The sequence below is a fragment of the Cryobacterium roopkundense genome (assembly GCF_014200405.1).
GTDB classification, from domain to species: domain Bacteria; phylum Actinomycetota; class Actinomycetes; order Actinomycetales; family Microbacteriaceae; genus Cryobacterium; species Cryobacterium roopkundense.
The window spans coordinates 3,701,698-3,726,719 of record NZ_JACHBQ010000001.1; the positions used below are offsets into that span (position 1 = coordinate 3,701,698).

Genomic DNA, 25,022 nt, shown 5'->3' on the forward strand with positions numbered 1-25,022 from the left:
GTCACATTCCGATCAGTCGGGTGATGGTGCCCACGACGATGTCGTCGGGAAAGGGGACACCGAGCAGAACGGCGAACCCCACGTAGAAGACGGCGGTGCCGCCGACGGCGAGCACGAGGGCGAGCCGCCAGGATTCCTCGCCGAAGACCCGCAGCCACAGCAGGAGGAGGAGGAACGCGGGAACGACGAAGCCGATCGCTGTGAACAGCAGGATGAAGACGACGAGGCTCAGCACACCTCCGGCGAGCAGCGTCGTGCGCCTGGTCCACTTCTCGTACGCCTCAGTGTCGGGAACGATGGTGAGGATTGCGGCCGTGACGGTGACCGCAATCGAGACCACGAACGGCCAGAGACCGGGCTCTGGATTGGTAAGCTCGCCGAGGCCGAGCCGCCAGGACTCGACTACGGCGCCGACTCCCGTGATCAGGAGAACAACGGGAACAAGTCGGTAGCGACCGCCATTCCGGGCGGCCCCGCTGCTCACGGCAACGGGCCCGGCCACCTCGGTGGCCTCGAGCGTGGCGTCGCTCATTCTTGGCCGAGGATGGGTTCGTAAAGCTTCTGCATGTCGGCGAAGATCGTGTCGAGGGCGGCCGCATCGCCGAATTCTGCCGGCACGAACATCGTTCCCACCTGGTCGATCACCTTCGGGTCTGCAGAGCAGGTCTTGAGTTCGGCCTCGAGCGTGGCGACGAGCGCGTCGGGCAGGCCCTTGGGCCCTACGACCCCGAAGACGGAGACAGCGTTGACGAGTTCGGGGAATCCCTGTTCCGCCAGTGTCGGCACGTCGGGGTACCAGTCGGCACGCTCCGGGCTGCTTACGGCGAGCGGCACAAAGGAGCCGTCGTCGATGCGCGCCTGCACGTCCTGGTGGTCGGTGATGAACAGTGCGTCCACGTGCCCGCCCAGCAGGCTCGTGGTCATCTCGGCGTTGCCGACGGCGGGAACGGCCGTCACCTCGATGTCGTATTCGTCGTTGAGCCGCTGCAGCTCGATCGCCGCCGACGTGGTCGCTCCCGGAATGGCGACGCTGAGCGTGCCGGGCTTCTTCTCGGCGGCGGCGAAGAATTCGTCGGCGCTCTCGTAGGGGGAATCCTCGCCGACAACCAGCACGGTCGGCATCTGCGCCATGACCCCGACCGAGGTGAAGTCCTCAATGCCGTAGTTGAGCTTGTTGATCATGGGGTTCATCACGAGCGGACCGTTCGTGCCGAGCGTCAGCGTGTAGCCGTCGGGCTTGGCGCTCGACACCTCCTGCATGGCAAGGCCGCCGCTACCGCCCGGCTGGTTCTCGATCACGAAGGTTTGGCCGAGGCCCTCTTCCAGGCACGAGGCGTAGGCGAGTGCGGTCACGGTGGATGGGCCCCCCGCGGCGAACGGCACCACGAAGGTCACGGGTTTCGAGGGGTAGTCGGCTGCCGGCTCCTGGGCGCCGGCGGCTGCGCTGCAGCCGACAAGGCCCAGCATGGCCAGTCCGGCGAGTGCGGGCAGGAATACAACGGTGTTCTTCTTCAAAGCTGACCTCATTGTCATCTGTCTTGTGCCTCATGGTGGGGTGATTTGCGCCAGCCCATTTCACTGTCGCAGAATCATAAATTCATTTCCAATACCATTTTGGGGCCGTATTGATACCCCAAATGCATAAAATCGTGTCCGTGGTCAGACCCGTTCGAGCAGCATTGCCGTGCCCTGGCCGAGGCCTACGCACATCGTTGCGAGGCCGCGGGGGGCGTCTGCGCGCTCCATCCGACCCAGCAGGGTGATGGCGATGCGGGAGCCGGAGGACCCGAGCGGATGCCCGAGGGCTATCGCCCCGCCGTCGCTGTTCACGATCCGCGGGTCAAGCCCGAGGCGACGGATGCAGGCGAGCGCCTGGACCGCAAAGGCCTCATTGAGCTCGATCGCCCCCACATCGTCGAGGGACCACCCTGCGCGTTCGAGCACCTTTCGGGTCGCCGGGACCGGCCCGATGCCCATGATCTGTGGGGGCACCCCGGCCGAGGCGCCGTCTACGATCCGCGCGCGCGGAGTGAGGCCAAACCGGTCGATGGCGCGTTCACTCGCCACGAGCACGGCGGAGGCTCCGTCGTTGAGCGTGCTGGAGTTGCCGGCAGTCACGATCCCGCCGGGTCGCACGACAGGGCGCAGGCCCGCGAGGGCCTCGAGCGTGGTCTCACGCCTCGGCCCCTCGTCATGCTCCACGATTCCATTGTGTGTGGCCACCGGAACGATTTCGGCGGCGAAACGGCCCGCATCGATCGCGGCGGCGGCCCGCTCCTGGGAGCCGAGGGCGAAGGCATCCGCTTCGTCGCGCGTGATGTTGTCGACCCGGGCGAGCTCCTCCGCCGTCTCCGGCATGGAGAGGGTGGTCGTGGGCGCAAATCGGGGGTTCACGAAGCGCGCGCCGATGCTGGTGTCGGAGATCTCGCCCGGTCGCCCGAAGGCCTTCTCGGGCTTCGCGAGCACCCACGGTGCCCGCGACATCGACTCCACACCGCCCGCCAGTACCACGTCGGCGGCTCCGCTCCTGATCATCTGAGAAGCCAGGATGATGGCACTCAGACCCGAGGCGCACAGCCGGTTAACCGTCAGCCCGGGGATCTCTTCGGGAAAACCGGCCAGCAGGCTCGCCATTCGCGCCACGTTGCGGCTGTCTTCGCCGGCCTGGTTGGTGTTGCCCATAATCACCTCGTCGATCACGGCGGGGTCGATGCCGGTGCGCGTCACGAGCTCGCCGAGCACGAGCGCCGCCAGGTCGTCGGAGCGGATGCCTGACAGGGCTCCGCCGTATCGGCCGACGGGGGTACGCACCCCGCCCACCAGAAAGGCCTCGGGAATCACCGCGCGCCCCCGTTGATGTAGAGGGTCTGGCCGGAGACGTAGGAGGAATCGTCGCTCGCAAAGAAGGCGATCGCTGCCGCGACCTCCTCCGGCGCACCCACCCGGCCGAGCGGTGTACGGTCGGCGGTGGCCTTCTGGTGCTCCTCGGCGGTTCTTCCGACCCGCTCGGCGGTGGCCGCGGTCATGGCCGTTGCGATATACCCGGGTGCGACGGCGTTCACGGTGATGTTGAACGGCCCGAGCTCGAGCGCGAGCGTGGCGGTGAGCCCCTGGATGCCGGCCTTGGCCGCCGCGTAGTTCGCCTGTCCCCTGTTGCCGAGCGCCGAACGACTGCTGAGGCTCACGATCCGGCCGTAACGGGCGGGAACCATGAATTTCTGCGCGGCCTGGGCGCAGAGAAAGGCGCTCGTGAGGTTGGTCACGAGCACCGAGTCCCAGTCGGCGCGGCCCATTTTGAACAGCAGGTTGTCGCGAGTGATCCCTGCGTTGTTCACGAGGATGTCGAGGCGGCCACCGGTCTCGAAGACCTGCTGGAACGCATCCGCTACCCGATCTTCGTCGGTGACGTCGCACACGAGGCCGCTGGCCGATCCGCCGGCCGCGACGACGGCGTCCGTCTGGGAAATCTGCTCGGCTGTCGCGGCTGCGCGTTCGCCGTTCAGATCGAGGATGGCCACGTGCGCGCCTTCCGTGGCGAGTCGCAGGGCCGTGGCCGCTCCGATCCCCTGGGCGCCGCCGGTAATCACGGCGACTCTGCTGTTGAGCCGGTTCATCGAATCTCCCTGGTCATTCATGGTCGGACTGTCGCGGGCGGAACGGCTCACGCGAACGCCGAAATTCCGGTGATGTCGCGGCCGATGAGCAGCGATTGGATGGAGTCCGTGCCCTCGTAGGTGTGCACGACCTCCATGTCGGTAAGGTGGCGAGCCACGTGGTTCTCCAACAGCAGGCCGTTACCGCCGAGCATGTCGCGGGCCTCCTGGCAGATCCAGCGCCCCTTCTGCGCGGTGTGCATCTTGGCGAGGGAGGCCATAGCCCCGGTCATCTTCCCCTGGTCGGCCAGCGTCGCCAGTCGGAAGCAGATGAGCTGCATCGCGGTGAGCTCGGCGAGCATATTGGCGAGTTTGTTCTGCACGAGTTGGTAGCTCGCGATCGGCTTGCCGAACTGCACGCGATCGCGGGCGTACGTGACGGCGGTCTCGTATGCGGCCGTGGCGTGGCCGAGGGCCTCCCACGCTGCCCCGCCGCGGGTGGAATTGAGCACGCGCACAGCGTCTTTAAAGGAGTGGCCGTCGACGAGCTTGTTCTCGGCGGGAATTCGTAGATTCGTGATTGTAATGTCGGGCTGCAGGATGGCGCGTTTGCCGATCTTGCCGGTGATCACGGTGGCGTCGTAGCCCTCGGGGAAGGATCCGTCGGCGTTCTTCTCCATCACGAAGGCCTTCACCTTTCCGTCGGATTCGTCGCGCGCCCAGATCACGACGACGTCGGCGAAGCTCGCGTTGCCGATCCAGCGCTTGGCGCCGTTGAGCACGTAGTGCGCGCCGTCGAGCCGGGCGCTCGTCTCCAGGGCCACCGAATCGGAACCGTGGTTGGGCTCGGTGAGCCCGAACGCGCCCACGAGGTCGAGCGCCGCGAGGCCGGGCAGCCAGCGCTGCTTCTGCTCCTCGCTGCCGAGCATGTTGATGGTGCCCATGGTGAGACCGGACTGCACGCCGATGAAGGTGTTGATCGAGCCATCGGCCCTGGACATTTCCAGCGACACCATTCCGGCGCCCAGGCGGCTCAGCCCGGGGCATCCGTGGCCTTCGATCGTGCCGCCCACAATGCCGAGCCTGGCGATCTTCGGAACGAGCTCGAACGGAAACGCGGCGCGGTCCCAGTAGTCGTTGATGATGGGGAGAACTTCGGCGTCGGCGAAGGCGCGCACCTTGAGGCGGATGGCCCGCTCCTCGTCGGTGAGAAAATCGTCGACCAGGTAGTAGTCCATATTGACTGCTGTTTCACTATTGACTGCTGTGTCACTCATGCTGTGCCTTTCTGTTGGTGCGTCTGCTGCGGGGCAGCGGCGATAAGCCACCGGGCGAGCGAGGTGCGCTCCTCGGCGTCGAGCGGTCGGGACTCGCCGCGCACGGGGTGTACGGGAACCATCACTGTCGAGGCGTCCAGCACCGGGAGGCCGGCCTGAACTCCCGAATACCGCAGGGTGTACGACTTTGACCCCACCCGGCCGACCCACACGTCGATCTCGACGTCGGGGCCGAACTCGATCGGACGGAGAAAACTGAGCTGGAGGGCAGCCACCACCGTCGGGGAAGCCGCATGGTCATACCCGGTGAGAGCGTGCGTCCGCCACGCCATCCGGGCCTCTTCGAGCAGGGTCGCCACCCGGGCATTGTTGACGTGTCCGTTGAGGTCCTGGTCGCTCCAGCGAACGCCGACTCGCGCTCGGAACGGCTCAGTCAACGAGCTGCGCCTCGCGCGTGGCCAGCCACGACCGCACAAGGTCTGAACTCTCGTTGAGGCGCGGCGGAGCCAGATCGTAGGTCACGGGTGTCTGGGAGAATTTCACCGGATGCCGCACCGTGGGGATGCGGCGATCCCCGGTTCCCGCGAGCACCACCGGCTCGAGGCCGAGCTTCTCGGCCAGTTCGATGCCCCCCTTCACATCCTGGATGGGCGCACACGGCAGGCCCAATTCGGAGAGAAACTCGAACCATTCCGCGGCCGATCGCCGGGCGAGTTCGCGCTGCAGGATCTCCCGCAGCGCGGCGCGGTTCGAGTTGCGGTGCTGGGGCGAGCAGAAGCGTGCATCCGTTGCCGCCTCCGGAATGTCGAGCGCCGTGCACAGCTTGCTGAATTGCGGGTTATTGCCCGCCGCGATGATGAGCATGCCATCGCCCGTGGGCATGGGCTCGTAGGGATAGAGGCTCGGGTGCTCGTTGCCCATACGGGTGGGGATGACGCCGCCCGTCACGTATGCGGCCGACTGGTTGACCATGCCGGAGAGGGCGGAGGAAAGCAGGTTGAGCTCCACCCGCTGTCCGCTGCCGGTGAGGTCCTTGTGGTGCAGCGCGCCGAGCACACCCATCCCCGCATGCAGCCCGGTGATCACATCGAACATAGCCAGACCCGCGCGGTAGGGTTCGGTGTCCTGCCCTCCGGTGAGGCTCATCATGCCGGAGACGGCCTGCACGAGCAGGTCGTACCCGGGCAGCCCCGCCCCGGCTCCGGTCCCAAACCCCGTGATCGAGGCGTAGATCACCTCGGGGTTGCGCCTGACGACGGAGTCGTAGTCCAGGAAGAATCGGTCGAGACCGCCCGGTTTGAAGTTCTCCACGAGCACATCGGCCCGAGCCGCGAGCTCGTGGGCTACGTCGAGGTCGGCGGGATCGTTGAGGTCGAGTGCGATCGAGTGTTTGTTGCGGTTGACCGAGAGGTAGAACGTGGCCTCGTCGTCGCGCACCGGCGGAATCCAGCCTCGGGTGTCGTCTCCCTGCGGGCTCTCCACCTTGATGACCGTGGCACCCATGTCGGCCAACAGCATCGTGCAATACGGGCCGGCGAGAACGCGGCTGAAGTCCGCCACTATGACGCCGCTGAGCGGTCCGCTCCCGGGTCTACCCAAAATACTGTGCAGCCTCGTTGCTGCGCCAGATTCATCCATTGAATGGCTCCCTGTTCGTCTGTCGTGCCTCCACTGTTGCAAAGGGAATTACTCCACGTCCAATATCAATTCCGCCGCGCATTGATACCCTTGGAGCAATAATGTATGAATACTTGACGGTTTCATGCGCCCATCTGAAGGGGAGAAGCATGGAACTGCAGCAGCTCCGCGCATTCCTGGCCGTGGCTGAGGAGCTGCATTTCGGCCGCGCGGCCGAGAAGCTCTTCATCGCGCAGCCACCGTTGAGCCGGGCGATCCAGAATCTTGAACGAGAGCTTGGAACCTTGCTCTTCGCGCGCAGCACACGCTCGGTGCGGCTCACGCCAGCGGGCGAAGCGCTCGTGCAGCCGGCCACCGATATCCTCGACGGCGTGCGCCGGGCCGGAGTCGCCGTGGCATCGGCCGGCAAGGGCGAGACGGGAAGGGTGCGGGTGGCCTTCGCCGGGGCCTCGTCGCACGTGATGGTCGGCAAGCTCGCCAAACTCGTGCGCGAAACGCACCCGGGGATCGAGTTCGAGCTCTACAGCTCCAACTTCGCGATCCCGGCGCTCGACAAGGTGATCAACCGGGAGATGGAGATCGGGCTCGGGCGGTGGAACTTCATTCCGGCCGGCATTGAGCGCCGGGTGATCGCCTATGAAAACCTCGTCATCGCGGTTCACTCCAGCCATCCGCTCGCCGATCGCCGTTCGGTGTGCATGAAGGACCTGGTCGGCCAACCCTTCGTGACGCTGCCCCAGGACCCCGGCGCCATCTTGCGGGACCACCTGCTGCGACTCGCGAGCACGGCGGGCTTCGTGCCCACCATCGTGCAGGTAGCGCCCGATACCTGGACCCTCGTCTCCCTTGTGGCCGCCGAGATCGGCATCGCGCTCACCGTGTCGACCGTGGCCGAAAACGTGTACTACCCCGGCGTCGTCTTCCTGCCCCTGGACGACGAGACGCAGCCCATCCTGTTACAGCTCGTCTGGCGGGCCGACAACGACAGTCCGGCGCTGCGCGAGGTCTTGCGGCTGTCCGAGGCAGTACTCCCCACTCCCCCAGTGGCGCCCGACGCCGAGATTCATACCTGAACAGAAAGCAATACCTCCAGGATTTGGTATTGGATCGAAAATAGATTTGCTGGCACAGTCGAGAGCGTGCAGCTGGTCACCCAGCGCGCCAACTCGGCAAAGGAGCCACTGATATGCCCGCGACTACCTCGGATGTTCTCAACCTCGACGGGCTGTTGAGCCCTGTGGAACTCGAACTGCGTGACACCGTTCGCGCCTTCGTTCGCACCAGCATCGCGCCGCACATCAAAGGCTGGTACGAATCGGCGTATTTCCCCCTCGAGCTCGTGGAGCAGATCGGCGGTCTGGGGCTGCTCGGCATGCACCTCACGGGTTACGGCTGCCCCGGCCGATCGAGCGTGGAATACGGCCTCGCGGCCATGGAGCTCGAGGCCGGCGATTCCGGCCTGCGCACGTTTGTGAGCGTGCAGGGCTCGCTCGCGATGAGCAGCATCCACAAGTGGGGTTCCGAGGAGCAGAAGAATCACTACCTGCCCGACATGGCAGCCGGCCGCGTGATCGGATGCTTCGGGCTCACTGAGCCGACCGCGGGTTCCGACCCGTCGAGCATGGCCACGACGGCCCGCCGGGATGATTCCGGGGGCTGGATACTCGAGGGGTCCAAGCGGTGGATCGGTCTCGCATCCGTTGCCCAGATCGCGATCATCTGGGCGATGACCGACGAGGGCGTGCGCGGCTTCATCGTGCCCACCGACACCCCGGGCTTCACGGCGACGCCGATCGAGGCGAAGTTGTCGATGCGGGCCTCCATCCAGTGCGACATCCTGCTCGAAGACGTTCGACTGCCGGATACCGCGCTACTGCCCGACGCGCGCGGCCTGGGCGGGCCGTTCGCCTGCCTCAACGAGGCCCGGTACGGCATCATCTGGGGCGCGATGGGTGCTGCGCGCGACAGCTACGAGGTGGCGCTGGCATATTCCCTCGGGCGCCCGCAATTCGACAAGCCCCTCGCCGCGTACCAGATCACGCAGGTGAAGCTCGTGGACATGCTTCTGGAGATCCAGAAGGGCACCCTGCTCGCCATCCACACAGGACGCATGAAGGATGCCGGCACTCTCGAACCCGTACAAATTTCGCTCGGCAAACTCAACAATGTGCGGGAGGCCCTCTCCATTTGCCGGGAGGCTCGCTCCATCCTCGGCGGCAACGGCATCACCCTCGACTACTCGCCGCTGCGCCACGCTAACAACCTCGAGTCTGTGCGCACCTACGAGGGTACGGACGAGGTGCACACCCTCATCCTGGGCAACCACATCACCGGCATTCCGGCGTTCCGGTAGGCGTTCGTCATGCACAAGACCCGCAGATATCTCGTGATCCCCGCCGCCGCTCTCGGACTGTCGGCAGTTCTCGCCGGCTGCCAGTCCGGCGCGACCGGCAGCCCCGACCAGTACCCGTCGAAGCCCGTCACGGTACTTATGCCCTACGCGGCCGGCGGTCCCTCCGACCTCACCGCCCGGTCGATTTCCGCCTGTCTGGGAGACAGCCTCGGCCAGACTTTCGTGGTGGAGAACAAGGCGGGAGGTAGCGGCGCGGTGGCCATGCAGGAACTAGCGAGCGCGATGCCCGACGGCCACACCCTCGGCCTGGGTACCGCCGGAACGCTGGTGATGACGCCGATGGTGAACTCGCTGACGTATTCGATCGACGACTTCACGCCGATCGGCGTGATGGCAGAGAACCCCACGCTCATCGTGGTGGGCGAGGACTCGCCGTACCGGAGCGCGGAAGAGTTCTTCGCTGCGGCCAAGAAGAAGCCGGGCACGCTCACCGTGGGCGTTCCCGGCGCCACCAGCCCGGCCGCGATAGAGCTGAAGCGCCTGGCCGACCAGTACAACGTTGAGGTCGTGGCCGTGCCCGCTGCCGGGAATGCCGAGATGACTACGAACCTGCTCGGCGGGCACGTCGATGCTCTGTTCATCAACGATCACCCCGACGTCGATTCTCGAATCGACGAGGGATCATTCCGGGCGCTGGCCGCGACCACGCCGGAACGGCTTCCGTGGCTTCCGGATCTGCCGACGCTTGCGGAACTCGGGTACACGGATCTCGTGGATGCGACATCCGTTTTCGGGCTGTTCGGCCCGCACGACCTGCCAGCGCCCGTCGCGACGGCGCTCGAGGGCGCGCTTGAGGGCTGCCTCGCCGACCCCGCGGTGCGGAAACAGCTCGGGGAGACCCTCGTGCCCGCTGAATTTCGGGACGGGGCGGCCCTTGGCGGAAGCCTCACCGAGATCCAGGCGCTCTACCGATCCATTCTGGAGGGCTGAGCCGTGCGCGAAATTCAGGGCCTCTCGCAGCTGTCGGCTCTCGTGGGCGAGGAGCTCGGAGTGAGCGACTGGCACACTGTGACGCAGGATCAAGTACAGGCCTTCGCCGATTCGACGGGAGACCAGCAATGGATTCACGTTGACCCGATCGCGGCGGCGGCGGGACCGTTCGGCCGCACGGTGGCTCACGGCTACCTCACGCTGTCGATGATCCCGTTCTTGACCAAGCAGGTGTACAGGGTCAATGGGCTGCGAATGGTCGTGAACTACGGGCTGAACCGGGTGAGGTTTCCGAACCCGGTCCCCGTGGGTTCCCGGGTGCGCGACCGGCTCACGCTGGTGTCGGTGACTCCTGCGGAGCGCGGCCACCAGGCCGTCATCCGCCACCAGATCGAGCTCGACGGCCCGGGCAGGCCCGCGTGCGTCGCCGAAACCGTGTCGCTCTTGGTCGAGTAGCCTCCCCTCCCGCCCCGAATTCGACGGAGATCTCGCCCCAAACGGGCCGCTTTTGGCTAAAACCGGTCCTGAGAGCCAGAATCTCCGTCGATTTCGCGGGCGGAGAAGCGTGTGGCGCTACTTCTGCACGGCGGCCAGGGCGTTCACCATCCCGGCGCCGAAGAAGCCGTTGTCGGCGGGACTGCCGACGCACTGCACCGAGCCGACCGGGCACGGCACATCCGTGGCCTGGCCGGAGAGCAGGCCGGCGAGAGCCTGGCCAGACATGTCAGGGTGCGTGGATTTGATCAGCGCAGCCACACCGGCGGCGTGCGGTGAGGCCATCGAGGTGCCCGAGTAGAGGGCGTAGCCGCCACCCGTGACGGTCGAGAGGATCGCCGAGCCGGGTGCTGCCACGTCAACCACATCGAGGCCGTAGTTGGAGAAGCCCGACTTCGCGCTCGTGTTCGTGGTGGAGGAGACCGTCACGACGCCGTCGAGTTCGGCGGGAATGTCGGCGCAGCCTGTGTCAATCGCACGCAGCAGCGGAGTGGTGTCGTTGGGACTCGAGGCATCCGTCGTCTTGTTCGCGAGGTCGATGTTCGAGTTGCCGGCGGCGGCCACGTTCACGACGCCCTTGCTCTGCGAGTACTGAACGGCACGGTCTACAGCCGTCTTGACGGCGGCCTGGTCTGCGTCGTTGTCGCACCAGAACATCCACGGGTCGATGTAGTAGCTGTTGTTGGTCACATCGGCGCCGGTCGAAGTTGCGTACATGAAGCCGCAGATGGCGGCCTCGGGGTAGATGAAGCCGTCATCGTTGACGACCTTCACCGACGAGAGCCGAACGTCCGGGGCAACGCCCACGATGCCCACGCCGTTACGGGCCGCGGCAATGGTGCCGGCCACGTGCGTGCCGTGTGAGCTCGTGCTGGGCTGCCACGCCTCCGGCGCCGTGTTCGGCACTCCGCTGTTACAGCCGGCCGAAACCGTCGCGTCGACGTTGGCGGCCAGGTCGGGGTGTGTGGCCTCGATGCCGGAGTCGAGAACGGCCACGAGAACGTTGCGGTCACCGTCAGTGATCTGGTGCGCTGCGTCGGCGCCGATCAGTGACATGTCCCACTGCTCGGACTCGCGGGGGTCGGCGACGACATCACCCGCGGCCTCGACGCCCATGTCCTTGGTCACCGCCGCGCTGCGGCGCTCGGGAGCGGTGGTGGCCGCGTCACCGCGGTAGGTGGCATCCGCTGTATCGACGGGTGCCGTGCGGGTGGCCCCGACCGATTCGACGGCCTTGTCGAGGCGCAACGTGTCTGCGAAGACTGTGTTGTCGGACTGGGCAATTACGACGCCGATCTCGGCATAGGAGGCCACGACCTCGCCGCCAGCCTGTTCCACGGCTCGCTCGGCCTTCTGGGTCTGGCCGTTGTTCGCCTTGGTCACGTTGATCGCGTAGTTCATCACGTCACCGTGGATGATCTCCGCCTGCGGCGGTGGCTTGGGCGCCGCATTGGCGATGCCCGGCGCCAGGAAGGCGGCACTCAGCGCGGCCGTCAGGGCGATGCCCGCGGCCGTACCGCGCCGGCGGCCGGCGGTCTTCGAAATGCTACTGGTAGGGGGACTGAACATCCTGCTCCTCATCTGTAACGGCTCCCAATAAGCCGTCACCCGGCCCCGCGCCCGCGCCCGCAGGGCGACAGAAACAGCCGACACTGGCAGACAAGAAAGGCGACGCGGCGATCGGTGTCCGGGGCACGACCCGACGAGCCTGCGGTCACGAGCCCCCGGCGATCGTGGCCAACTCCTAAGCAACGCTAACGATTCTCAGGACCGGTGTATAGTCCACACAAAGGCGGACACAGCATATATGCAGGTCAAGCGCGACATTACAAAATGCTTACCCGTTCACTGCGATGGCGGCGATGGCCGTGAGGGCAAGGCCCATGCCGACAAGCTGCATTCGCCCCACACGCTCCTTGAGCACGAGGACCGCGAGCAACACGGTCACGGCCGGGTAGAGCGAGATGAGCACCGACACGAGGGACAACAGGCCACCCTGAAAGGCGTAGAGCATGGTGACGACGCCGATAACGTCAAGCACGGCCACCAGGATTGCGAAGCCGATGATATCGCCCGGCGGCCTCACGAACTGACCCGTTCCCGCCGCGATGGCGATCACGATAACGGATGCCACGGTGCGCGCCACGACCAGCGGCCACAGTCCGGTTCCGACCTCGATCTGGTGCGTGAATACAAAGCTCAGCGCGAAGCAGACGCCCGCACCGACCGTGAACCAGGCAACGCGGCGTGTGAACTGCGGCGCCTTCGCCCCCGAAACTGTGTGGTCTCCCACTCCGGGAGGCTCCCGGCTCACCAGGATCACGGCCACAATCGCGAGGGCGATGCCCCCGTAGGAGACAACCGACGGGCGCTCCCCGCCAACGACGCCCACGATCACCGGTATTCCGGCCACGATTACGGCGGTCAGTGGCGAGACGACGCTCATCGGCCCCTCGGCCAGAGCGATGTAAAACCACCACATGGCAAGTGCCATCACGAGGCCCGACGCCGCGCCGAACAGCATCGACCGCCACGAGAATTCGCCGCCCACGAACGCCGCGGCGATGGCGATGATCACCGCGGAAATCGGGTAGGACACGAGCACAACCCGCAGGGCCGCAATCCGTCGCGATGCGATACCGCCGAGAAAATCGCTCATGCCGTACGCCGCAGCCGACACAAGGGCGAGAACGACGCCCATCATAAGTCGTGACAGGGTCGGAGGGTTTGCATGGGATCACGTTAGCGCTCGACGCGCCGCGCACACGACTGCGCCCCCGCCGACAGTGGTCGGTGGGGGCGCAGCCGTGCTGGGTGTCTCTAGGTCCTCGGCGCGAGCGGGCGAGCGGATGCCGCGGGCTTTTCCTCGACTCCGTCGGCGGCCGTGGAAGCCTCAAGGCGCACGTAGGTTGCGCCGTCCGTTTCACGTGTCTCGGGCAGGATGTCCCGCTCGATCGTGGTGGCGAGCGGCTTCTCCGTGACAAAGCAGAGCAGAATAACAGCCACGATGATCAGCGGAACCATGTAGAGGAAGACCGGCGTGAGAGCGTCGTTGTAGCCGCTGATCACGACCTGGCGAGCCGCCTCCGGAAGGTCACGCACCATGGCCGGGGTGAACGAGTTCGCGGCTCCGGCGCCTGAGGCACCCGCCGGCATCCGCTCGGTCAGCAGTTCGGTGAGGCGAGCGGCGAACAGGCTGCCGACCACGGCGGCGCCGAGAGAGGCGCCGATCTGTCGAAAGTAGTTGTTCGACGCGGTGGCCGTGCCCACCTCGGAGTTGGGGAAGGAGTTCTGCACGATCAGGATGAGGATCTGCATGCTGAGGCCGAGCCCGATGCCCATGATGGCGAGATAGCTGCACAGCACCCAGATGGCGAGCGTCGGGGTCATCGTCGACAGCAGCACGAGGGCGAAACCGACGATGATGGTGCCGGCGATCGGCATCCACTTGTAGCGGCCGAACTTACTGACCAGCCAGCCCGATCCGATCGAGCTGATGAGCAGTGCGGCCATCATGGGGATCATCAGGAAGCCGGCCTCAGTCGCGTTCGCGCCGGTCACCATCTGCAGGTAGGTGGGCAGGTAAGCCAGGGCGCCGAACATGGCGATGCCTGTGATGAGACCGGCGATCGTGGTGAGGTTGAAGTTGCCGTCCTTGAACAGGTGCAGGGGCATGATCGGTTCGACCGCTCGGCGCTCGACCATGACGAAGGCCACGGCGGCCACGAGAGTGGCGATGATGAGGGAGATGATGAGCAAGGAGTCCCAGGCGTAGGTCGTTCCGCCCCAGGTCGTGGTGAGCACAAGAGCCGTTGAGGCGATGGCAAGCAGGCCCATTCCGGCCACATCGAGCTTCGGGCGGGTGTTCTCCACCTTGGGCAGGCGCAGGAAGAAGATGGCTGTGACGATGGCGAGGGCGCCGAGGGGGATGTTCATCCAGAACGCCCAGCGCCAACCGATGCCCTCGGTGAACCAGCCACCGAGCAGCGGGCCGGCCACGGAGGAGAGCGCGAAGACGCCACCCATGATGCCCATGTACTTGCCGCGATCCCGGGCGGGAACGACGTCGGCGATGATCGCCTGCGAGAGGATCATCAGGCCGCCGCCGCCGAGGCCCTGCACTGCGCGGCCGATGACGAGCCAGGTCATGTCAGGGGCGAGACCGCCCACGATCGACCCGAGGATGAAGATGCTGATCGCGCCGATGAACAGCCCCTTGCGACCGATCAGGTCACCGAGCTTTCCGTAGACCGGCAGCATGATCGTAGAGGCGAGAATGTACGCCGTGGTCACCCAGAGCATGTGGTCGACACCGTTGAGCTCGCCCACGATGGTGGGCAGGGCGGTGCTGAAGATGGTCTGGTCAAGGGAGGCGAGCAGCATCGTCACCATGAGGCCGGCGAAGACCAGCAGAATGTGGCGCTTGCCAGGGATCGCGGCGGGTGCCGGGATGGAGGGTGGCGCGGTGAGTGTGTCGGTCATCGGAGTCTCTCTAAAAGGTCTGTCGCGAGCGCGATCGCTCGTCGTTCAAGTTCGTGGGTGCTGCTGTCGCGGGGTGACTCCGGGGCCGCGGCCCATTCCTTCACGGCCGCGCGCACGGCGCCTCCGCACAGGGCCAGCACAAGGTCAGCGGATGCCGCGCGGTCGGCGACCACATCCGTCTCGAAGCGCGGATCCCGCATGAGGAGAGCCTGCACGGCGTCGGTCAGTTCGGCCGTCAGTCGCGTGAACTGCGCGAGCTGAGCCGACATGAGGTGCGGGTGGCGACGGAGAATCTCGAGACGGTCCTCGCGCATCGTCGCCCGGGTGTACGGAGGTCCCATCACGGCGATCAGCAGGTGAACCACCGTCTCGATGATGCCGTTTTCCTCGACGCGCTCGCACTGGGCTGCGAGGCCCTCGGCCCCGATCTCCACGTAGCGAAGCCCGATGATGGCGGCATCCTTGGTCTCGAAGTAATTGAAGAAGGTACGCGGCGACACGTCGGCGAGCTCGCTGATCGCATCCACTGTCGTGTGTTCGAGGCCGTCACGAAGTACGAGCGTGACCGCGGCGTCTTCCAGGCGTGCCCGCGTCTCGAGGCGCTTGCGGTAGCGCAGTCCCGGATTCGGCGCGTGTGTTGTCTCTTGACCTTGTTTACAGTCTGTCTCAGGACGTTGTTTACACGCTGTCTCAGCTCCTTGTTAACACCATGTCTCACGACCTTGTTGACAGTTCCACGGGGTGCGAAATCTAGGACTGATCTCGGTTTCGATAATGGGGAGTGCCCAAATCCCTTAGTCCCTCCGTCCGTCGCCAGATCATCGAATACGACCCGATTGCCGTTGATGGCCCGAGCGTTTCCGAGTTCTGCCAGCGCCTGGGCATCAGCCGCCCATCGTTCTATAACCTCAGGCGTCGCTTCATTCACGAAGGGAACACGGCGCTGAACCCGCGCTCGTCAGCACCGATCAACCCGGTGCGGATCTTCGACTCGCACACGACCGAGATCGTGTTGCGGATCCGCGCCCGGCTGAAGAAGGAGGGCTGGGACCACGGGCCCAAATCGATCTGGTTCACCGGCATCGACACCAGCGAATTCACCGAGAATATCCCTTCGGTGGCGACGATCGCCCGCATCTTGGCATCCTCCGGCGTCACGAACGCTAACCCGCGGAAGCGACCGCGGTCGGCGTGGCTACGGTTCTCCCGAGCCGCCGCAATGGAGATGTGGCAGCTCGATGCGTTCGAGTACCGCCTCGCCGACGCGGCAGGCCCGACCCCGTTGGGTGCCAAGGTCACGGTGTATCAGCTGCTGGACGATTCGACCCGGTTCGATGTCGGGACCCTGGGCTTCGCCGACCCGGAGAACGGCACCGATGCCATCACCACGCTGGACGCCGCGTTCACCGCGCACGGGGTGCCGCGGGAGTTGCTCAGCGATAACGGGCTGGCGTTCAGCCAGGCCCGGCGCGGCAACATCTCTGCCACCGAACGCTTCCTCGCCGACCGGGGTTGCTTCGGGATCACCGGCCGCGACCGCCATCCTCAAACCCAAGGCAAGAATGAGCGCAGCCACCAAACCATCCTGCGGTTCCTCGATGCCAACGCTCCCGACACTCTCGAACGCCTCAACGCCCTCATCATCGATTACCGCACCTATTACAACTATCGTCGCCGGCACCAGGCGCTGCCCGGCTCGATGACGCCGGGACAGGCGTGGGACGCTGCCGAGCACAACCCCACCGACGGCACCCCGATCAGCCACGACGTGCTCCAAGCGCGGGCGGATTCCTACCGGGACAAAACCCTCGCCACCGTGGGTGATGATCCTAGAGCTGTCGATCTGCGAGAGACCACGATCCCGACCGAGCATCGCGAGCCGTCCAAGCCCCACGGCGGGCGACTGCGCGATTCCCCCGACCACGTCGTCATCACCCGCAGCAACCCTCAGATCTACTTCCAGAGCATCCGGATCAAAGTCCCCACCACTTTGGTCGGCACCTATCAGGTCGTCACGACTGAGACCGAATTCATGATGTTTGACGTGATCAGCGGGGTCGAGAGCATCTATTTCCCGTTGCCCCTGCGCACCGAAGCCACCCAGGAACCCTTCCCGCTTTGGCAAGTCGCCGGGGCCCGAATACGCGACCCGAAACCGGCCTGGCTCCACAAACGTCAGGCCTACGAGACCGAGCACTTTCCTGCAGATCGTGATCTTACGAGCCCGCAGCTTCCGCTGGCTGGGCGGTTCCGCCGGTTGTAAACAACGTCGTTAGGTCGTGTGTAAACAACGTGGTGACCTCGACTGTAAACAACCTAACGAGAGAGGTTGTAAACAAGGTGGTGAGAGCGTGTGTAAACAACCTGATGCGAGAACACACCCGGATTCGGCGCGTTCGATTCGGTAGCCATAAGTGCAATTCTTGCGCGCGCTGCGTTATTGCGCAACTGCAAATTTACAGGACTGCAATTTTCAGGGCGCGTGTTCAGCTTCGCGCCGCGGCCCCGGGATCAGTCGACGGGCAGAGGCGCCGGAGGCCGGCCGAACGCGCGCATCACGGCCGGGGACGCGTCGAGACTCGACCACGGCGCATCAAACCCGATCACAGCGAGCGCGGAGGTGGCCATCGACACCGATCCGTTGGTGAGGAGGGAGGCGAGGCCCTCGATTCCGGGGTTGTGGCCGACGACAATCACGGTGCGCGCGTCGTCGGGCAGCCCGCGCAGGATGTCGAGAAGCTCAGCCGGCGACGCTCCGTAGGCGACGTCGTCGAACCTCGCAGGCGGCGGGCCGTCGAGTTCCGCCGAGACGAGCTTCCACGTGCTTCTCGTGCGATTAGCCGGCGACACGACGGCCGCATCGACGCGGCCGATGTTGCCGGCCACCCAGGCGCCCGCGATCGGCGCTTCGCGCAGACCCCGCTTGTTCAGTGGCCTGTCGACGTCGGCCTCGCCGCCGGACCAATCCGACTTCGCGTGACGCAACAGGATCAAGGTTCGCTCGGGCATCCGTGACATGGTCACAGTGTGGCACCGCCGCGCGCCGCTCGATAGCCGCCCGCCGGGCAGATGCGGAGGCTGGTCTGCGACGATGGGGTGCACCACCCCACCTGCCATCCCATCTGGAGTGTTATTCACGTGTCTCCCCGCCTGCTGTTTCGAACCGTCGCCATCGCGGAAGCCATCACCTGGACCCTGCTGATTGCCGGCATGCTCATGAAGTACGTACTGGAGGTCGGCGAGGTCGGTGTTCAGGTCGGCGGGTTCCTGCACGGTTTGGTTTTCATCGCCTTCGGCATGACGGCAGTTCTGATGGGCGTGAACCAGCACTGGGGCCCTAGACTCACTGCCATCGCGGTGTTCACCGCGATAGTTCCATTCGCCACGATCCCCCTCGACCGCAGGCTCGAGAAGGCCGGGCGGCTCGACGGCGACTGGCGCCGCACCCGCACAGACGATCCCCGCGACCACACCGGGATGAGCGCGATGCTGCGCTGGATGCTCGCGCGCCCAGTGCTCTTCACGACCGTGCTCGTAATCGGTCTCATCACAATCATGACGACGCTGCTCTTCGTGGGCCCTCCCGGCGGCGCCAGCTAGGTGAACCGAGCCATCAGGTTGGTGGCGCCAGCCCGGGCCTGACGATCGACTCGCGGGTCTACCAGGAAAGTGCAGCCCATTTCCCCATCCCACGATGGCGCGAAACGCCTCGCCAGCTCGAGACGCGCGCCAGCGCGCACTCCTCGATCAGCGGGATGGGGAGAGCCCGAACCGCGCTAGGAGCGTGGGTCAGTAGTACCAAACTTTAAAACGCCGGTCGATTTCCCGGGCTTGGGGTGGTGGTCTGGGAAAATTGCTTATGAGCGATTCTGATGGCCTGTTCCCCGCGACGGAACTTGAGCACGTTGACGTGGTCGTGGATGACGGCGTTGAGGCTGGCGGTGGCGTGAACAAGCGGTTTCGGGCTTTCGAGCCGAATGCTGTGATGTTGGTGCCGCCGGATTTGGGTGAGTGGTTGCCGCAGAATCACCTTTCCCGTTTCATCGCGGACATCGTCGAAACTCAGCTGGATCTGAAGAAGTTCTATGCCTCTTACGCGAAGTCGAAGGGGCAGCCGCCGTATGACCCTCGGTTGATGGTCCGGGTGCTCCTTTACGGGTATTGCGTCGGGGTTCGTTCGTCACGCGAGTTGGAGCGGGTGTGCGTGGACGTGGTCGCGTTTCGCTGGTTGGCGGCGCAGCAGGCACCTGATTTTCGTTCCATCGCCCGGTTCCGAAAACGCCACCTCTCCAGTCTGGGAAACGTGTTCTTGCAGGCATTGGAACTCTGCCGCGCGGCCGGAATGGTCTCACTCGGGCAGGTCGCGTTGGACGGCACGAAGGTGCGCGCGAATGCGTCCCGGCGCAAGGCGATGAGTTACGCCCGGTTGACGGAGAAGCAGAAGGTCCTCGCCGACGAGGTGTCTGCACTGCTGGCTGACGCGGACGCGATCGATGACGCGGAGGATGCTCGTTTCGGAAAGGACAAACGCGGTGATGAGTTGCCGCCGGAGCTTGCCCGGCGGGAGTCACGCTTGGTGAAACTGGCCGAAGCGCGCGCTGGCTTGGAGGCCGACGCGGCCGTCCGGGCGCGGAAAGAGGCCGAGAAGAAGGCCCGGGACAAGGGCGACGATGACGACATTGCTGCGCAGAAGGGTGATGATGCGGCGAAGAACGCGGTCGTGAGGCCGAAGGCTCAACGCAACTTCACCGACCCGGATTCACGGATCATGAAGACCGCCGACGGGTCGTTCCACTACGCCTACAACGCACAGGCCATCGTTGATGCCGACCATCAGATCATCGTCGCGACGACGCTGACGAATATTGGCGTGGATGTTGAACAGGTCGTGCCGCTGGTCGAGAAACTCCACGCCACGACCGGCGTCCTGCCCCGGCAGGTCCTGGCGGATGCCGGGTATTGTTCCGCAACAAATCTGGACTACGCGAAGACTGTTGAAGATGGCAGCGACGGCCGGACCGAGTTTTTCATCGCGACCGGCCGGGTCAAGCACGGCGAGCGTGTTCCTGAAGTTCCTCGGGGCCGGATCCCGGCCAATGCGACGCTGCGGGAACGCATGGCGCGGAAGCTCAAGACGAAGAAGGGCCGCGCGGTTTATGCGCGGCGCAAAGCGATCGTGGAGCCCGTGTTCGGTCAGATCCACACTCGGCAGGGCAAGTTTGTGTTGCTGCGCGGGTTGGAGCAAGCAGCGCACGAGTGGTATCTGATCGCGGCCTGCCACAACCTGATGAAGCTGCACACCATGCAAACCAAGGCGCTTCTGGCCACGCCGGCCGCGCTGATAGCTAGCCCGGCAACCTAAAGAGCAGGGCGGAACCGCCCTGACGGGCCGCGGCAACAACCTCGCCTGAACCACCAACGCGACCGTGGCCCTCTTTTCAATCGGCACAACCACAATCCCTGCGCCACAGGCCTTGATTGCCAGGCCAGCACCGCCCAACCCATCCCGAGGCTTGGACCCGTATTTCGCGGCACCAACCGTAAATAGGCGTTACTGACTCACGCTCCTAGTGGATGAACTCGGCGCGCAGCCCGAGCAGCTCCGCGAGATCGGCCACGCTGTCGATCACCACGTCGGCGCCGGCGGCCTCCAGGGTTTCACTGTCGTGCGTTCCGGTGCGCACGCCCACGACCAGTCCGGCGCCGGCACTCGTACCGGACAGCATGTCGCTCGCGGTATCCCCCACCACGACCAGTGCGGCGACGCTCGACACGCCCATACGCAGCAAAGCGGTGAGCGGCAGGTCCGGGTGCGGGCGTCCGCGCCCTGCCTCCGACGGCGAGAGACTCAGGTCGATCAGGTTCGCCCACCCGAGCGAGTCGATCAGCGCGTCCTGCGTGGCGCGGGAGAAGCCCGTGGTCAGCGCGATCTTCACGCCGGCGTCGCGCAACTCCTGGAACAGGTCTTCGGCGCCTTCGATTCCGCTGACACCCACGCGTGCGATGAGCTCGCCATACGCGGTCTCGAAGGCCGCGTTTGCCTTGTGCGCCTCTGCCTCCGTATCGGTCAACTCGCGGAACACATCGATCTTCGACTGCCCCATCGTCTCGCGCACATAGGCGAGGGCCTCCTCGAGCGCGGTTTCCGTGGCGGCGATCCCGCTGCGCTGCGCGGCGAGCACGAAGGCTCTCTCCACGAGGCCGTCATCCTGGACGGTCGTTCCGGCCATGTCAAACACGACGAGCTCGATGTCGAGATCCTCGAAATCGTCGAAATCACTGAGGGCCTGCTCGACCGCGTCGCGGGTCGCGAGCGAGGAGGGCGCGCCGCGCGGGTCATCGTCGATGTCGATCTGTGCGGGATTCACGCGGCTGTCGCCGCGGGCGCCGATCGGCGAGAGGTCTGGGGTCGATGTCATGAGAAGCCTTTCACTGGAGTGGAGAGTGCGGTGGTCGGTGGCACAGAAATTGCTGAACCGTAAACGCCGCCCACGACGCGTTCGGACAGGCCAAGCCCGGTGGTCATGCCGATGCCCGTCGTCGCCGCAACCAGGTGCACGCCCGGCTCCGGCCGCTCGATGAGAAAATCGCTCATGCCGGAGGCGTAGACGCCCTGCCAGCGCTCGAGCACGCGCGGGCGCGGCACCCCGAACAGTTCCCCGGTGAGTCGCAGCAAGGCATCGAACGCATGCTCGTTCTGGAATGGAGAAACGGATGCCCCGCGATAGTGCGTATCCCCCACAATGAGCGAGCCGTCCGGCAGCTGGGTGTACATCTGGTTGAGGTCGAGGGCCGCGAGTTCCGGAAACTCGCCACGTAGCCTGTCCCCGAGCGCCGCGGCCGTGGGAAGCGAAGCGAACGCCCCGTAGCGCAGCAGCGACCAGCCGGTGAGCAGCGGCGCGGGGAGAGGAGCGCGCAGCCCGGCATCGACGCGCAGCATGTCCAGTCCGCAGCGACGGATGCCCGCCCGCTCGGCAACCTCCGGATAGAGCTGATCGATGTCGTGATTCACCGCCACGATGACGGTGCCGGCCGAAACCGGTCCGCGGGTGGTGGTCACCGACCCGCTGCGCACCCCGGTCACCGCGGTGCGCAGCCGAAACGCCACGCCCCTGCCCGCGAGATACGCCGCCAGCGCCGTGCAGGCCTGCCGAGGGTTAACCTGCAGGTCCCACGGCAGAAACGCGCCACCGGCGCTCCGTGCGGCCACCGGAACGAGCGCTCCGACCTGGGCTGCTCCGAGCAACTCCACCTCCGGCCGTGCGGGGCCGGCCCCGTGCGCGAACGCCGGCGCACTGCCACGCGAGCGCGCGAACTCGGTCAGCACCGCGAGTTCGTCGGGGTGCCGGGCGAGCACCACGGTGCCCGATTCGCGCAGCCAGACATCGGCATCCGCAGCCAAACGCAGCCAGATCTCGCGGGAGGCCAGCGCGAATTCCCGGGCAAGCCCGTCTTGCGGCGTGAAGCACAGGTGACCGAAGTTGCGAACGGATGCCCCGCTCGGCTCGCTCGCCCGGTCGATCACGACCACGCTCAGGCCGCGGTCGACGGCGGCGAGCGCGGCCCCGAGGCCCACGATGCCCGCGCCAACGACTGCAACGTCGAAGCTCGCCGTCATCGGAACACCCGCCGCATCCACATGCCGAGCCCCTCGACCACGAGCACTGTGACCAGAATCATCAACACGATCGTGGTCACAAGGTCGTAGCGCGAACCCTGACCGGCGTTGAGCAGGTAGTACCCCACCCCGCCGCCGCCCACGAGGCCGAGGATGGTCGCCGCCCGAATGTTGGTGTCGAGCATGTAGAAACTGTGCCCGATCAGGGCCTTCATTCCCTGCGGCAGTGTCGCGGAGGCGTACACCTGGCCGCGCGAGGCCCCGGTTGCCTTGAGCGCCTGCTCGGGGCCCGGCTGCACCTCCTCGAGCGAGTCGGCGAGCAGCTTGCCGAGCAGCCCCACGCCGCCGATGGCCAGGGCGATCGTGCCGGCCTGCGCGCCGAGCCCCGTCACGACGATGAGCACAATCGCGAGGATGATCTCGGGAATGCCGCGAATCGACACGAGCACGAGGCGCATACCGGCGCGCACCCGCGGGGTCGGCGCTACGTTGCGGGCGGCGAGCGACCCGATCACGACGGAGGCGATCACGGTGAGAATCGTGGCGGCAAGCGCGATCGCGATGGTTTCGCTCATCGCCTCGAACATCACCGGCGCGGAGTAAGCAGCGAAGCTCGGCGGCCAGAATTTGGCGGCCGTTTCGGGCAGGTAGCCCCATACTGTGAGAAAGTCGCCCCACTGAATGTCGCAGATCCACACGCTGCCGGCGACGACGGCCACAGATGTCCAGCCCCACAGAGCGTTGCGGGTGCGGGCAGACGTCCAGGGGCGGCGGGCATCGTCGGCGGCACGAGGCCGTCGTGGCAGGCGGCGCAACAACCGGTCGCCGAGTCCGCGTCCGGTGGGTTGCATGCCGAGCATGGCCGCGCGCACGACGCTCGACACGATCTCCATCACGACGCACAGCGCGAAGATCACGAGCGCGATGCCGAGGCCGAGCGAGTAGTTGAGCGACTTGAAGGCGTACGACATTTCGAGGCCGAGTCCGGCCACACCCACGTACCCGAGAATCACCGATCCTCGCAGGTTGATGTCGTTGCGGTGCAGCACCGTGGCCACCCACGACGGCAGCACCTGCGGCAGCACGCCAGCGGTGAACTGCTGCAGCCGCGAGCCGCCGGTCGCGCGAATCGCGAGTCGCGGCCCCTCGTCGATCTGCTCGATCGCGTCCGCGAACATCTTCGAGATCATGCCGATCGAGTGGATGCCGATGGCCAGAATTCCGGGCAGGGATCCGAGCGAGAACATCAGCACGAACACCATGGCGAGCACCACGTCGGGAACCGCCCGGGTGGCCACGCCGAGAAAGCGCGCGGCGGCCATCCAGCCGCGTCCGGGCGTCGTGTTGGCGGCGGCGAGGTACGCGATCGGCACGGAGAAGAACGCGGCGAACAGCGTGCCACAGAGCACGAGTCCCACAGTGAGCGCCGTCAGGTAGAGCAGTTCGCCGGGCTCGGGAAAGCTGATCACGCCCACCCGGTCGAAGAACCGCTGCGCGTTCGACCAGCTTTCGAGCATCTGCGGTATCGAGATGTCGATGCTCACGAGCGACACAACGGATGCCACGACGAGCGCCACGAGGGTCAGGAGGGCAGCGATCTTCTCGGGTGCGGCCCGGCGGCGGGGTGTTGGTTCGGGCGCGGAGCCCGGGTCGGCCGCCGCCGGTCGTTCGAGCGTGAGCGTCACCGGCGGTTGTCCCGCGCCGAGGCGAAGGTGTGCAGGTCGAGCGCGTCGTCGGAGGACTCTGGCTCTGCCGGTGCGGGCGCGGTCGTATCCAGCTCGGCCGCGATCACGCCCAGCTCGGCCGTCGTGGTCGCCACGCGGCCGTAGATCTCCATCACCTGCGCCTTACTGATCCCCGCAGTCGGGGTGTCGAGCACGACCTCGCCGTGCCGCAGGCCCACGATGCGGTCTGCCCACGCGAGGGCGAGGTCCACCTGGTGCAAGCTGCACACGACTGTGAGGCCGCTGTCTCGTGCAATGTCCTTGATCAGGGTCATGATTTGGGCACTCGACTCGGGGTCGAGCGAGGCCACAGGCTCGTCGGCGAGCAGAATGCTCGGGTTCTGCATGAGCGCCCGGGCGATTGCCACCCGTTGCTGCTGCCCGCCGGAGAGGGTGTCCGCCCGTTGGTAGGCCTGTTCCCGCAGCCCCACTCGGTCCAGGTGCGCGAACGCGGCGAGCTTGTCGGCCCGACCGTAGCTCCACAGGCCCAGGCGTGGCCCGCTGATGCGGAACAGCGCGCCGGTCAGCACGTTTTCCAACACTGTGAGCGGGCCCACCAGCTCGAACTGCTGAAAAACAAAGCCCACCTTGCCGCGCAGGGCCCGCAAAGCGCGGCCACGGAGGAGCGGCACCTCGTCGCCGAGAACGCGCACCGCGCCATCCGTTGGCAGCTCGAGGCCGTCGAGGTGGCGCAGCAGCGTTGACTTGCCCGATCCGGAGAGGCCGAGCAGTACGACGATCTCGCCGGCCTGCACGGTCAGGGACACCCCGTGCAGGGCCGTCGTCTCTCCGAAACTTTTGGTCAAGGTGCGCACGTCGATCACGGCGCCGCCGCCGGTCGACGCGGCGGGA

General features: G+C 66.0%; 23 protein-coding genes. 7 read left to right on the forward strand and 16 right to left on the reverse strand.

The window, feature by feature from the left end:
• Position 1: 1 nt before the first annotated feature.
• The 7 genes from BJ997_RS17180 to BJ997_RS17210 form a co-directional block, all read right to left on the reverse strand.
• Positions 2–532 carry a tripartite tricarboxylate transporter TctB family protein gene (locus tag BJ997_RS17180; protein ID WP_084141364.1) on the reverse strand — a complete coding sequence of 177 codons (531 nt, stop codon included), beginning with the start codon at positions 530–532 and terminating at the stop codon, positions 2–4.
• Positions 529–1,515 carry a tripartite tricarboxylate transporter substrate binding protein gene (locus tag BJ997_RS17185; protein WP_035837704.1) on the reverse strand — a complete coding sequence of 329 codons (987 nt, stop codon included), beginning with the start codon at positions 1,513–1,515 and terminating at the stop codon, positions 529–531. The genes BJ997_RS17180 and BJ997_RS17185 overlap by 4 nt, the downstream gene beginning before the upstream one ends.
• Before the next feature lie 144 nt (positions 1,516–1,659).
• Entirely contained in the window at positions 1,660–2,838 is a 1,179-nt protein-coding gene (locus tag BJ997_RS17190; RefSeq protein ID WP_035837726.1) for a thiolase family protein, read from the reverse strand.
• Positions 2,838–3,635, reverse strand: a complete 798-nt coding sequence (gene fabG, locus BJ997_RS17195; RefSeq protein ID WP_236629050.1) for a 3-oxoacyl-ACP reductase FabG — start codon at positions 3,633–3,635, stop codon at positions 2,838–2,840. Before fabG ends, BJ997_RS17190 begins: the two co-directional genes overlap by 1 nt.
• Positions 3,636–3,661: 26 nt before the next feature.
• Complete coding sequence (locus BJ997_RS17200; RefSeq protein ID WP_035837706.1) at positions 3,662–4,870, reverse strand: acyl-CoA dehydrogenase family protein; 1,209 nt, start codon at positions 4,868–4,870, stop codon at positions 3,662–3,664.
• The gene (locus BJ997_RS17205) at positions 4,867–5,307 is read right to left on the reverse strand and encodes an acyl-CoA thioesterase (RefSeq protein WP_052542425.1); all 441 of its coding nucleotides are present in this window, start codon (positions 5,305–5,307) and stop codon (positions 4,867–4,869) included. Before BJ997_RS17205 ends, BJ997_RS17200 begins: the two co-directional genes overlap by 4 nt.
• Positions 5,300–6,508 (reverse strand): CaiB/BaiF CoA transferase family protein, encoded by a 1,209-nt coding sequence (locus tag BJ997_RS17210; RefSeq protein ID WP_052542426.1) that lies wholly within the window; start codon positions 6,506–6,508, stop codon positions 5,300–5,302. The genes BJ997_RS17205 and BJ997_RS17210 overlap by 8 nt, the downstream gene beginning before the upstream one ends.
• Positions 6,509–6,657: 149 nt before the next feature.
• Between BJ997_RS17210 and BJ997_RS17215 the strand changes: the two genes are divergently transcribed.
• The 4 genes from BJ997_RS17215 (at position 6,658) to BJ997_RS17230 (ending at position 10,307) form a co-directional block, all read left to right on the forward strand.
• Complete coding sequence (locus tag BJ997_RS17215) at positions 6,658–7,581, forward strand: LysR substrate-binding domain-containing protein (protein ID WP_035837710.1); 924 nt, start codon at positions 6,658–6,660, stop codon at positions 7,579–7,581.
• Between the two features lie 113 nt (positions 7,582–7,694).
• Positions 7,695–8,861, forward strand: a complete 1,167-nt coding sequence (locus BJ997_RS17220) for an acyl-CoA dehydrogenase family protein (RefSeq protein WP_035837712.1) — start codon at positions 7,695–7,697, stop codon at positions 8,859–8,861.
• A 9-nt stretch (positions 8,862–8,870) separates the two neighbouring features.
• Positions 8,871–9,851: a Bug family tripartite tricarboxylate transporter substrate binding protein gene (locus tag BJ997_RS17225; RefSeq protein WP_052542427.1), complete on the forward strand. Its 981-nt coding sequence runs from the start codon at positions 8,871–8,873 to the stop codon at positions 9,849–9,851.
• Between the two features lie 3 nt (positions 9,852–9,854).
• Positions 9,855–10,307, forward strand: a complete 453-nt coding sequence (locus BJ997_RS17230) for a MaoC family dehydratase (RefSeq protein WP_035837714.1) — start codon at positions 9,855–9,857, stop codon at positions 10,305–10,307.
• 117 nt (positions 10,308–10,424) lie between these two features.
• Here the strand turns inward: BJ997_RS17230 and BJ997_RS17235 are convergent, their stop codons facing one another.
• The 4 genes from BJ997_RS17235 to BJ997_RS17250 all read right to left on the reverse strand — a co-directional run bounded on the left by BJ997_RS17235 (position 10,425) and on the right by BJ997_RS17250 (position 15,355).
• The gene (locus BJ997_RS17235) at positions 10,425–11,915 is read right to left on the reverse strand and encodes a S8 family serine peptidase (RefSeq protein ID WP_052542428.1); all 1,491 of its coding nucleotides are present in this window, start codon (positions 11,913–11,915) and stop codon (positions 10,425–10,427) included.
• A gap of 268 nt (positions 11,916–12,183) precedes the next feature.
• Entirely contained in the window at positions 12,184–13,050 is an 867-nt protein-coding gene (locus BJ997_RS17240) for a DMT family transporter (RefSeq protein ID WP_052542429.1), read from the reverse strand.
• A gap of 116 nt (positions 13,051–13,166) precedes the next feature.
• A complete protein-coding gene (locus BJ997_RS17245; RefSeq protein WP_084141368.1) occupies positions 13,167–14,828 on the reverse strand; it encodes an MDR family MFS transporter in 1,662 nt (553 codons plus the stop codon).
• Entirely contained in the window at positions 14,825–15,355 is a 531-nt protein-coding gene (locus tag BJ997_RS17250) for a hypothetical protein (protein WP_052542430.1), read from the reverse strand. The genes BJ997_RS17245 and BJ997_RS17250 overlap by 4 nt, the downstream gene beginning before the upstream one ends.
• A 254-nt stretch (positions 15,356–15,609) precedes the next feature.
• Here BJ997_RS17250 and BJ997_RS17255 point away from each other — a divergent pair, with 254 nt between their 5' ends.
• Entirely contained in the window at positions 15,610–17,091 is a 1,482-nt protein-coding gene (locus BJ997_RS17255) for an integrase core domain-containing protein (RefSeq protein ID WP_052542431.1), read from the forward strand.
• 248 nt (positions 17,092–17,339) lie between these two features.
• On the opposite strand, the gene BJ997_RS17260 is transcribed toward BJ997_RS17255, so the two are convergent.
• Positions 17,340–17,846, reverse strand: coding sequence for a SixA phosphatase family protein (locus BJ997_RS17260; RefSeq protein WP_035837716.1), 507 nt, complete (start codon positions 17,844–17,846; stop codon positions 17,340–17,342).
• 120 nt (positions 17,847–17,966) lie between these two features.
• On the opposite strand from BJ997_RS17260, the gene BJ997_RS17265 reads away from it, so the two are divergent.
• Both BJ997_RS17265 and BJ997_RS17270 read left to right on the forward strand, forming a co-directional pair.
• Complete coding sequence (locus BJ997_RS17265; protein WP_035837718.1) at positions 17,967–18,428, forward strand: DUF3817 domain-containing protein; 462 nt, start codon at positions 17,967–17,969, stop codon at positions 18,426–18,428.
• A 346-nt stretch (positions 18,429–18,774) separates the two neighbouring features.
• Complete coding sequence (locus BJ997_RS17270) at positions 18,775–20,190, forward strand: IS1182 family transposase (RefSeq protein ID WP_420827197.1); 1,416 nt, start codon at positions 18,775–18,777, stop codon at positions 20,188–20,190.
• Positions 20,191–20,395: 205 nt separating this feature from the next.
• Here BJ997_RS17270 and BJ997_RS17275 read toward each other — a convergent pair whose 3' ends face one another.
• Genes BJ997_RS17275 through phnC form a run of 4 tightly spaced genes read right to left on the reverse strand, consistent with a single transcriptional unit; the run spans position 20,396 to position 24,994 of the window.
• Complete coding sequence (locus tag BJ997_RS17275) at positions 20,396–21,247, reverse strand: phosphonatase-like hydrolase (protein ID WP_183323634.1); 852 nt, start codon at positions 21,245–21,247, stop codon at positions 20,396–20,398.
• Positions 21,244–22,446: a TIGR03364 family FAD-dependent oxidoreductase gene (locus BJ997_RS17280; protein WP_035836561.1), complete on the reverse strand. Its 1,203-nt coding sequence runs from the start codon at positions 22,444–22,446 to the stop codon at positions 21,244–21,246. Before BJ997_RS17280 ends, BJ997_RS17275 begins: the two co-directional genes overlap by 4 nt.
• Positions 22,443–24,131, reverse strand: coding sequence for a phosphonate ABC transporter, permease protein PhnE (phnE, locus tag BJ997_RS17285; RefSeq protein WP_035836562.1), 1,689 nt, complete (start codon positions 24,129–24,131; stop codon positions 22,443–22,445). Before phnE ends, BJ997_RS17280 begins: the two co-directional genes overlap by 4 nt.
• A complete protein-coding gene (phnC, locus tag BJ997_RS17290; RefSeq protein ID WP_052542225.1) occupies positions 24,128–24,994 on the reverse strand; it encodes a phosphonate ABC transporter ATP-binding protein in 867 nt (288 codons plus the stop codon). The genes phnE and phnC overlap by 4 nt, the downstream gene beginning before the upstream one ends.
• Between the last annotated feature and the right edge of the window lie 28 nt (positions 24,995–25,022).

Excerpts from the sequence above, each read along its gene's own strand:
- BJ997_RS17180 (WP_084141364.1), bottom strand. The coding sequence starts at position 532 with ATGAGCGACGCCACGCTCGAGGCCACCGAGGTGGCCGGGCCCGTTGCC.
- BJ997_RS17235 (WP_052542428.1), bottom strand. The coding sequence starts at position 11,915 with ATGTTCAGTCCCCCTACCAGTAGCATTTCGAAGACCGCCGGCCGCCGG.
- BJ997_RS17245 (WP_084141368.1), bottom strand. The coding sequence starts at position 14,828 with ATGACCGACACACTCACCGCGCCACCCTCCATCCCGGCACCCGCCGCG.
- BJ997_RS17225 (WP_052542427.1), top strand. The coding sequence starts at position 8,871 with ATGCACAAGACCCGCAGATATCTCGTGATCCCCGCCGCCGCTCTCGGA.
- BJ997_RS17200 (WP_035837706.1), bottom strand. The coding sequence starts at position 4,870 with ATGAGTGACACAGCAGTCAATAGTGAAACAGCAGTCAATATGGACTAC.
- BJ997_RS17260 (WP_035837716.1), bottom strand. The coding sequence starts at position 17,846 with ATGTCACGGATGCCCGAGCGAACCTTGATCCTGTTGCGTCACGCGAAG.
- BJ997_RS17280 (WP_035836561.1), bottom strand. The coding sequence starts at position 22,446 with ATGACGGCGAGCTTCGACGTTGCAGTCGTTGGCGCGGGCATCGTGGGC.
- BJ997_RS17275 (WP_183323634.1), bottom strand. The coding sequence starts at position 21,247 with ATGACATCGACCCCAGACCTCTCGCCGATCGGCGCCCGCGGCGACAGC.
- fabG (WP_236629050.1), bottom strand. The coding sequence starts at position 3,635 with ATGAATGACCAGGGAGATTCGATGAACCGGCTCAACAGCAGAGTCGCC.
- BJ997_RS17220 (WP_035837712.1), top strand. The coding sequence starts at position 7,695 with ATGCCCGCGACTACCTCGGATGTTCTCAACCTCGACGGGCTGTTGAGC.
- BJ997_RS17210 (WP_052542426.1), bottom strand. The coding sequence starts at position 6,508 with ATGGATGAATCTGGCGCAGCAACGAGGCTGCACAGTATTTTGGGTAGA.
- BJ997_RS17240 (WP_052542429.1), bottom strand. The coding sequence starts at position 13,050 with ATGATGGGCGTCGTTCTCGCCCTTGTGTCGGCTGCGGCGTACGGCATG.
- BJ997_RS17215 (WP_035837710.1), top strand. The coding sequence starts at position 6,658 with ATGGAACTGCAGCAGCTCCGCGCATTCCTGGCCGTGGCTGAGGAGCTG.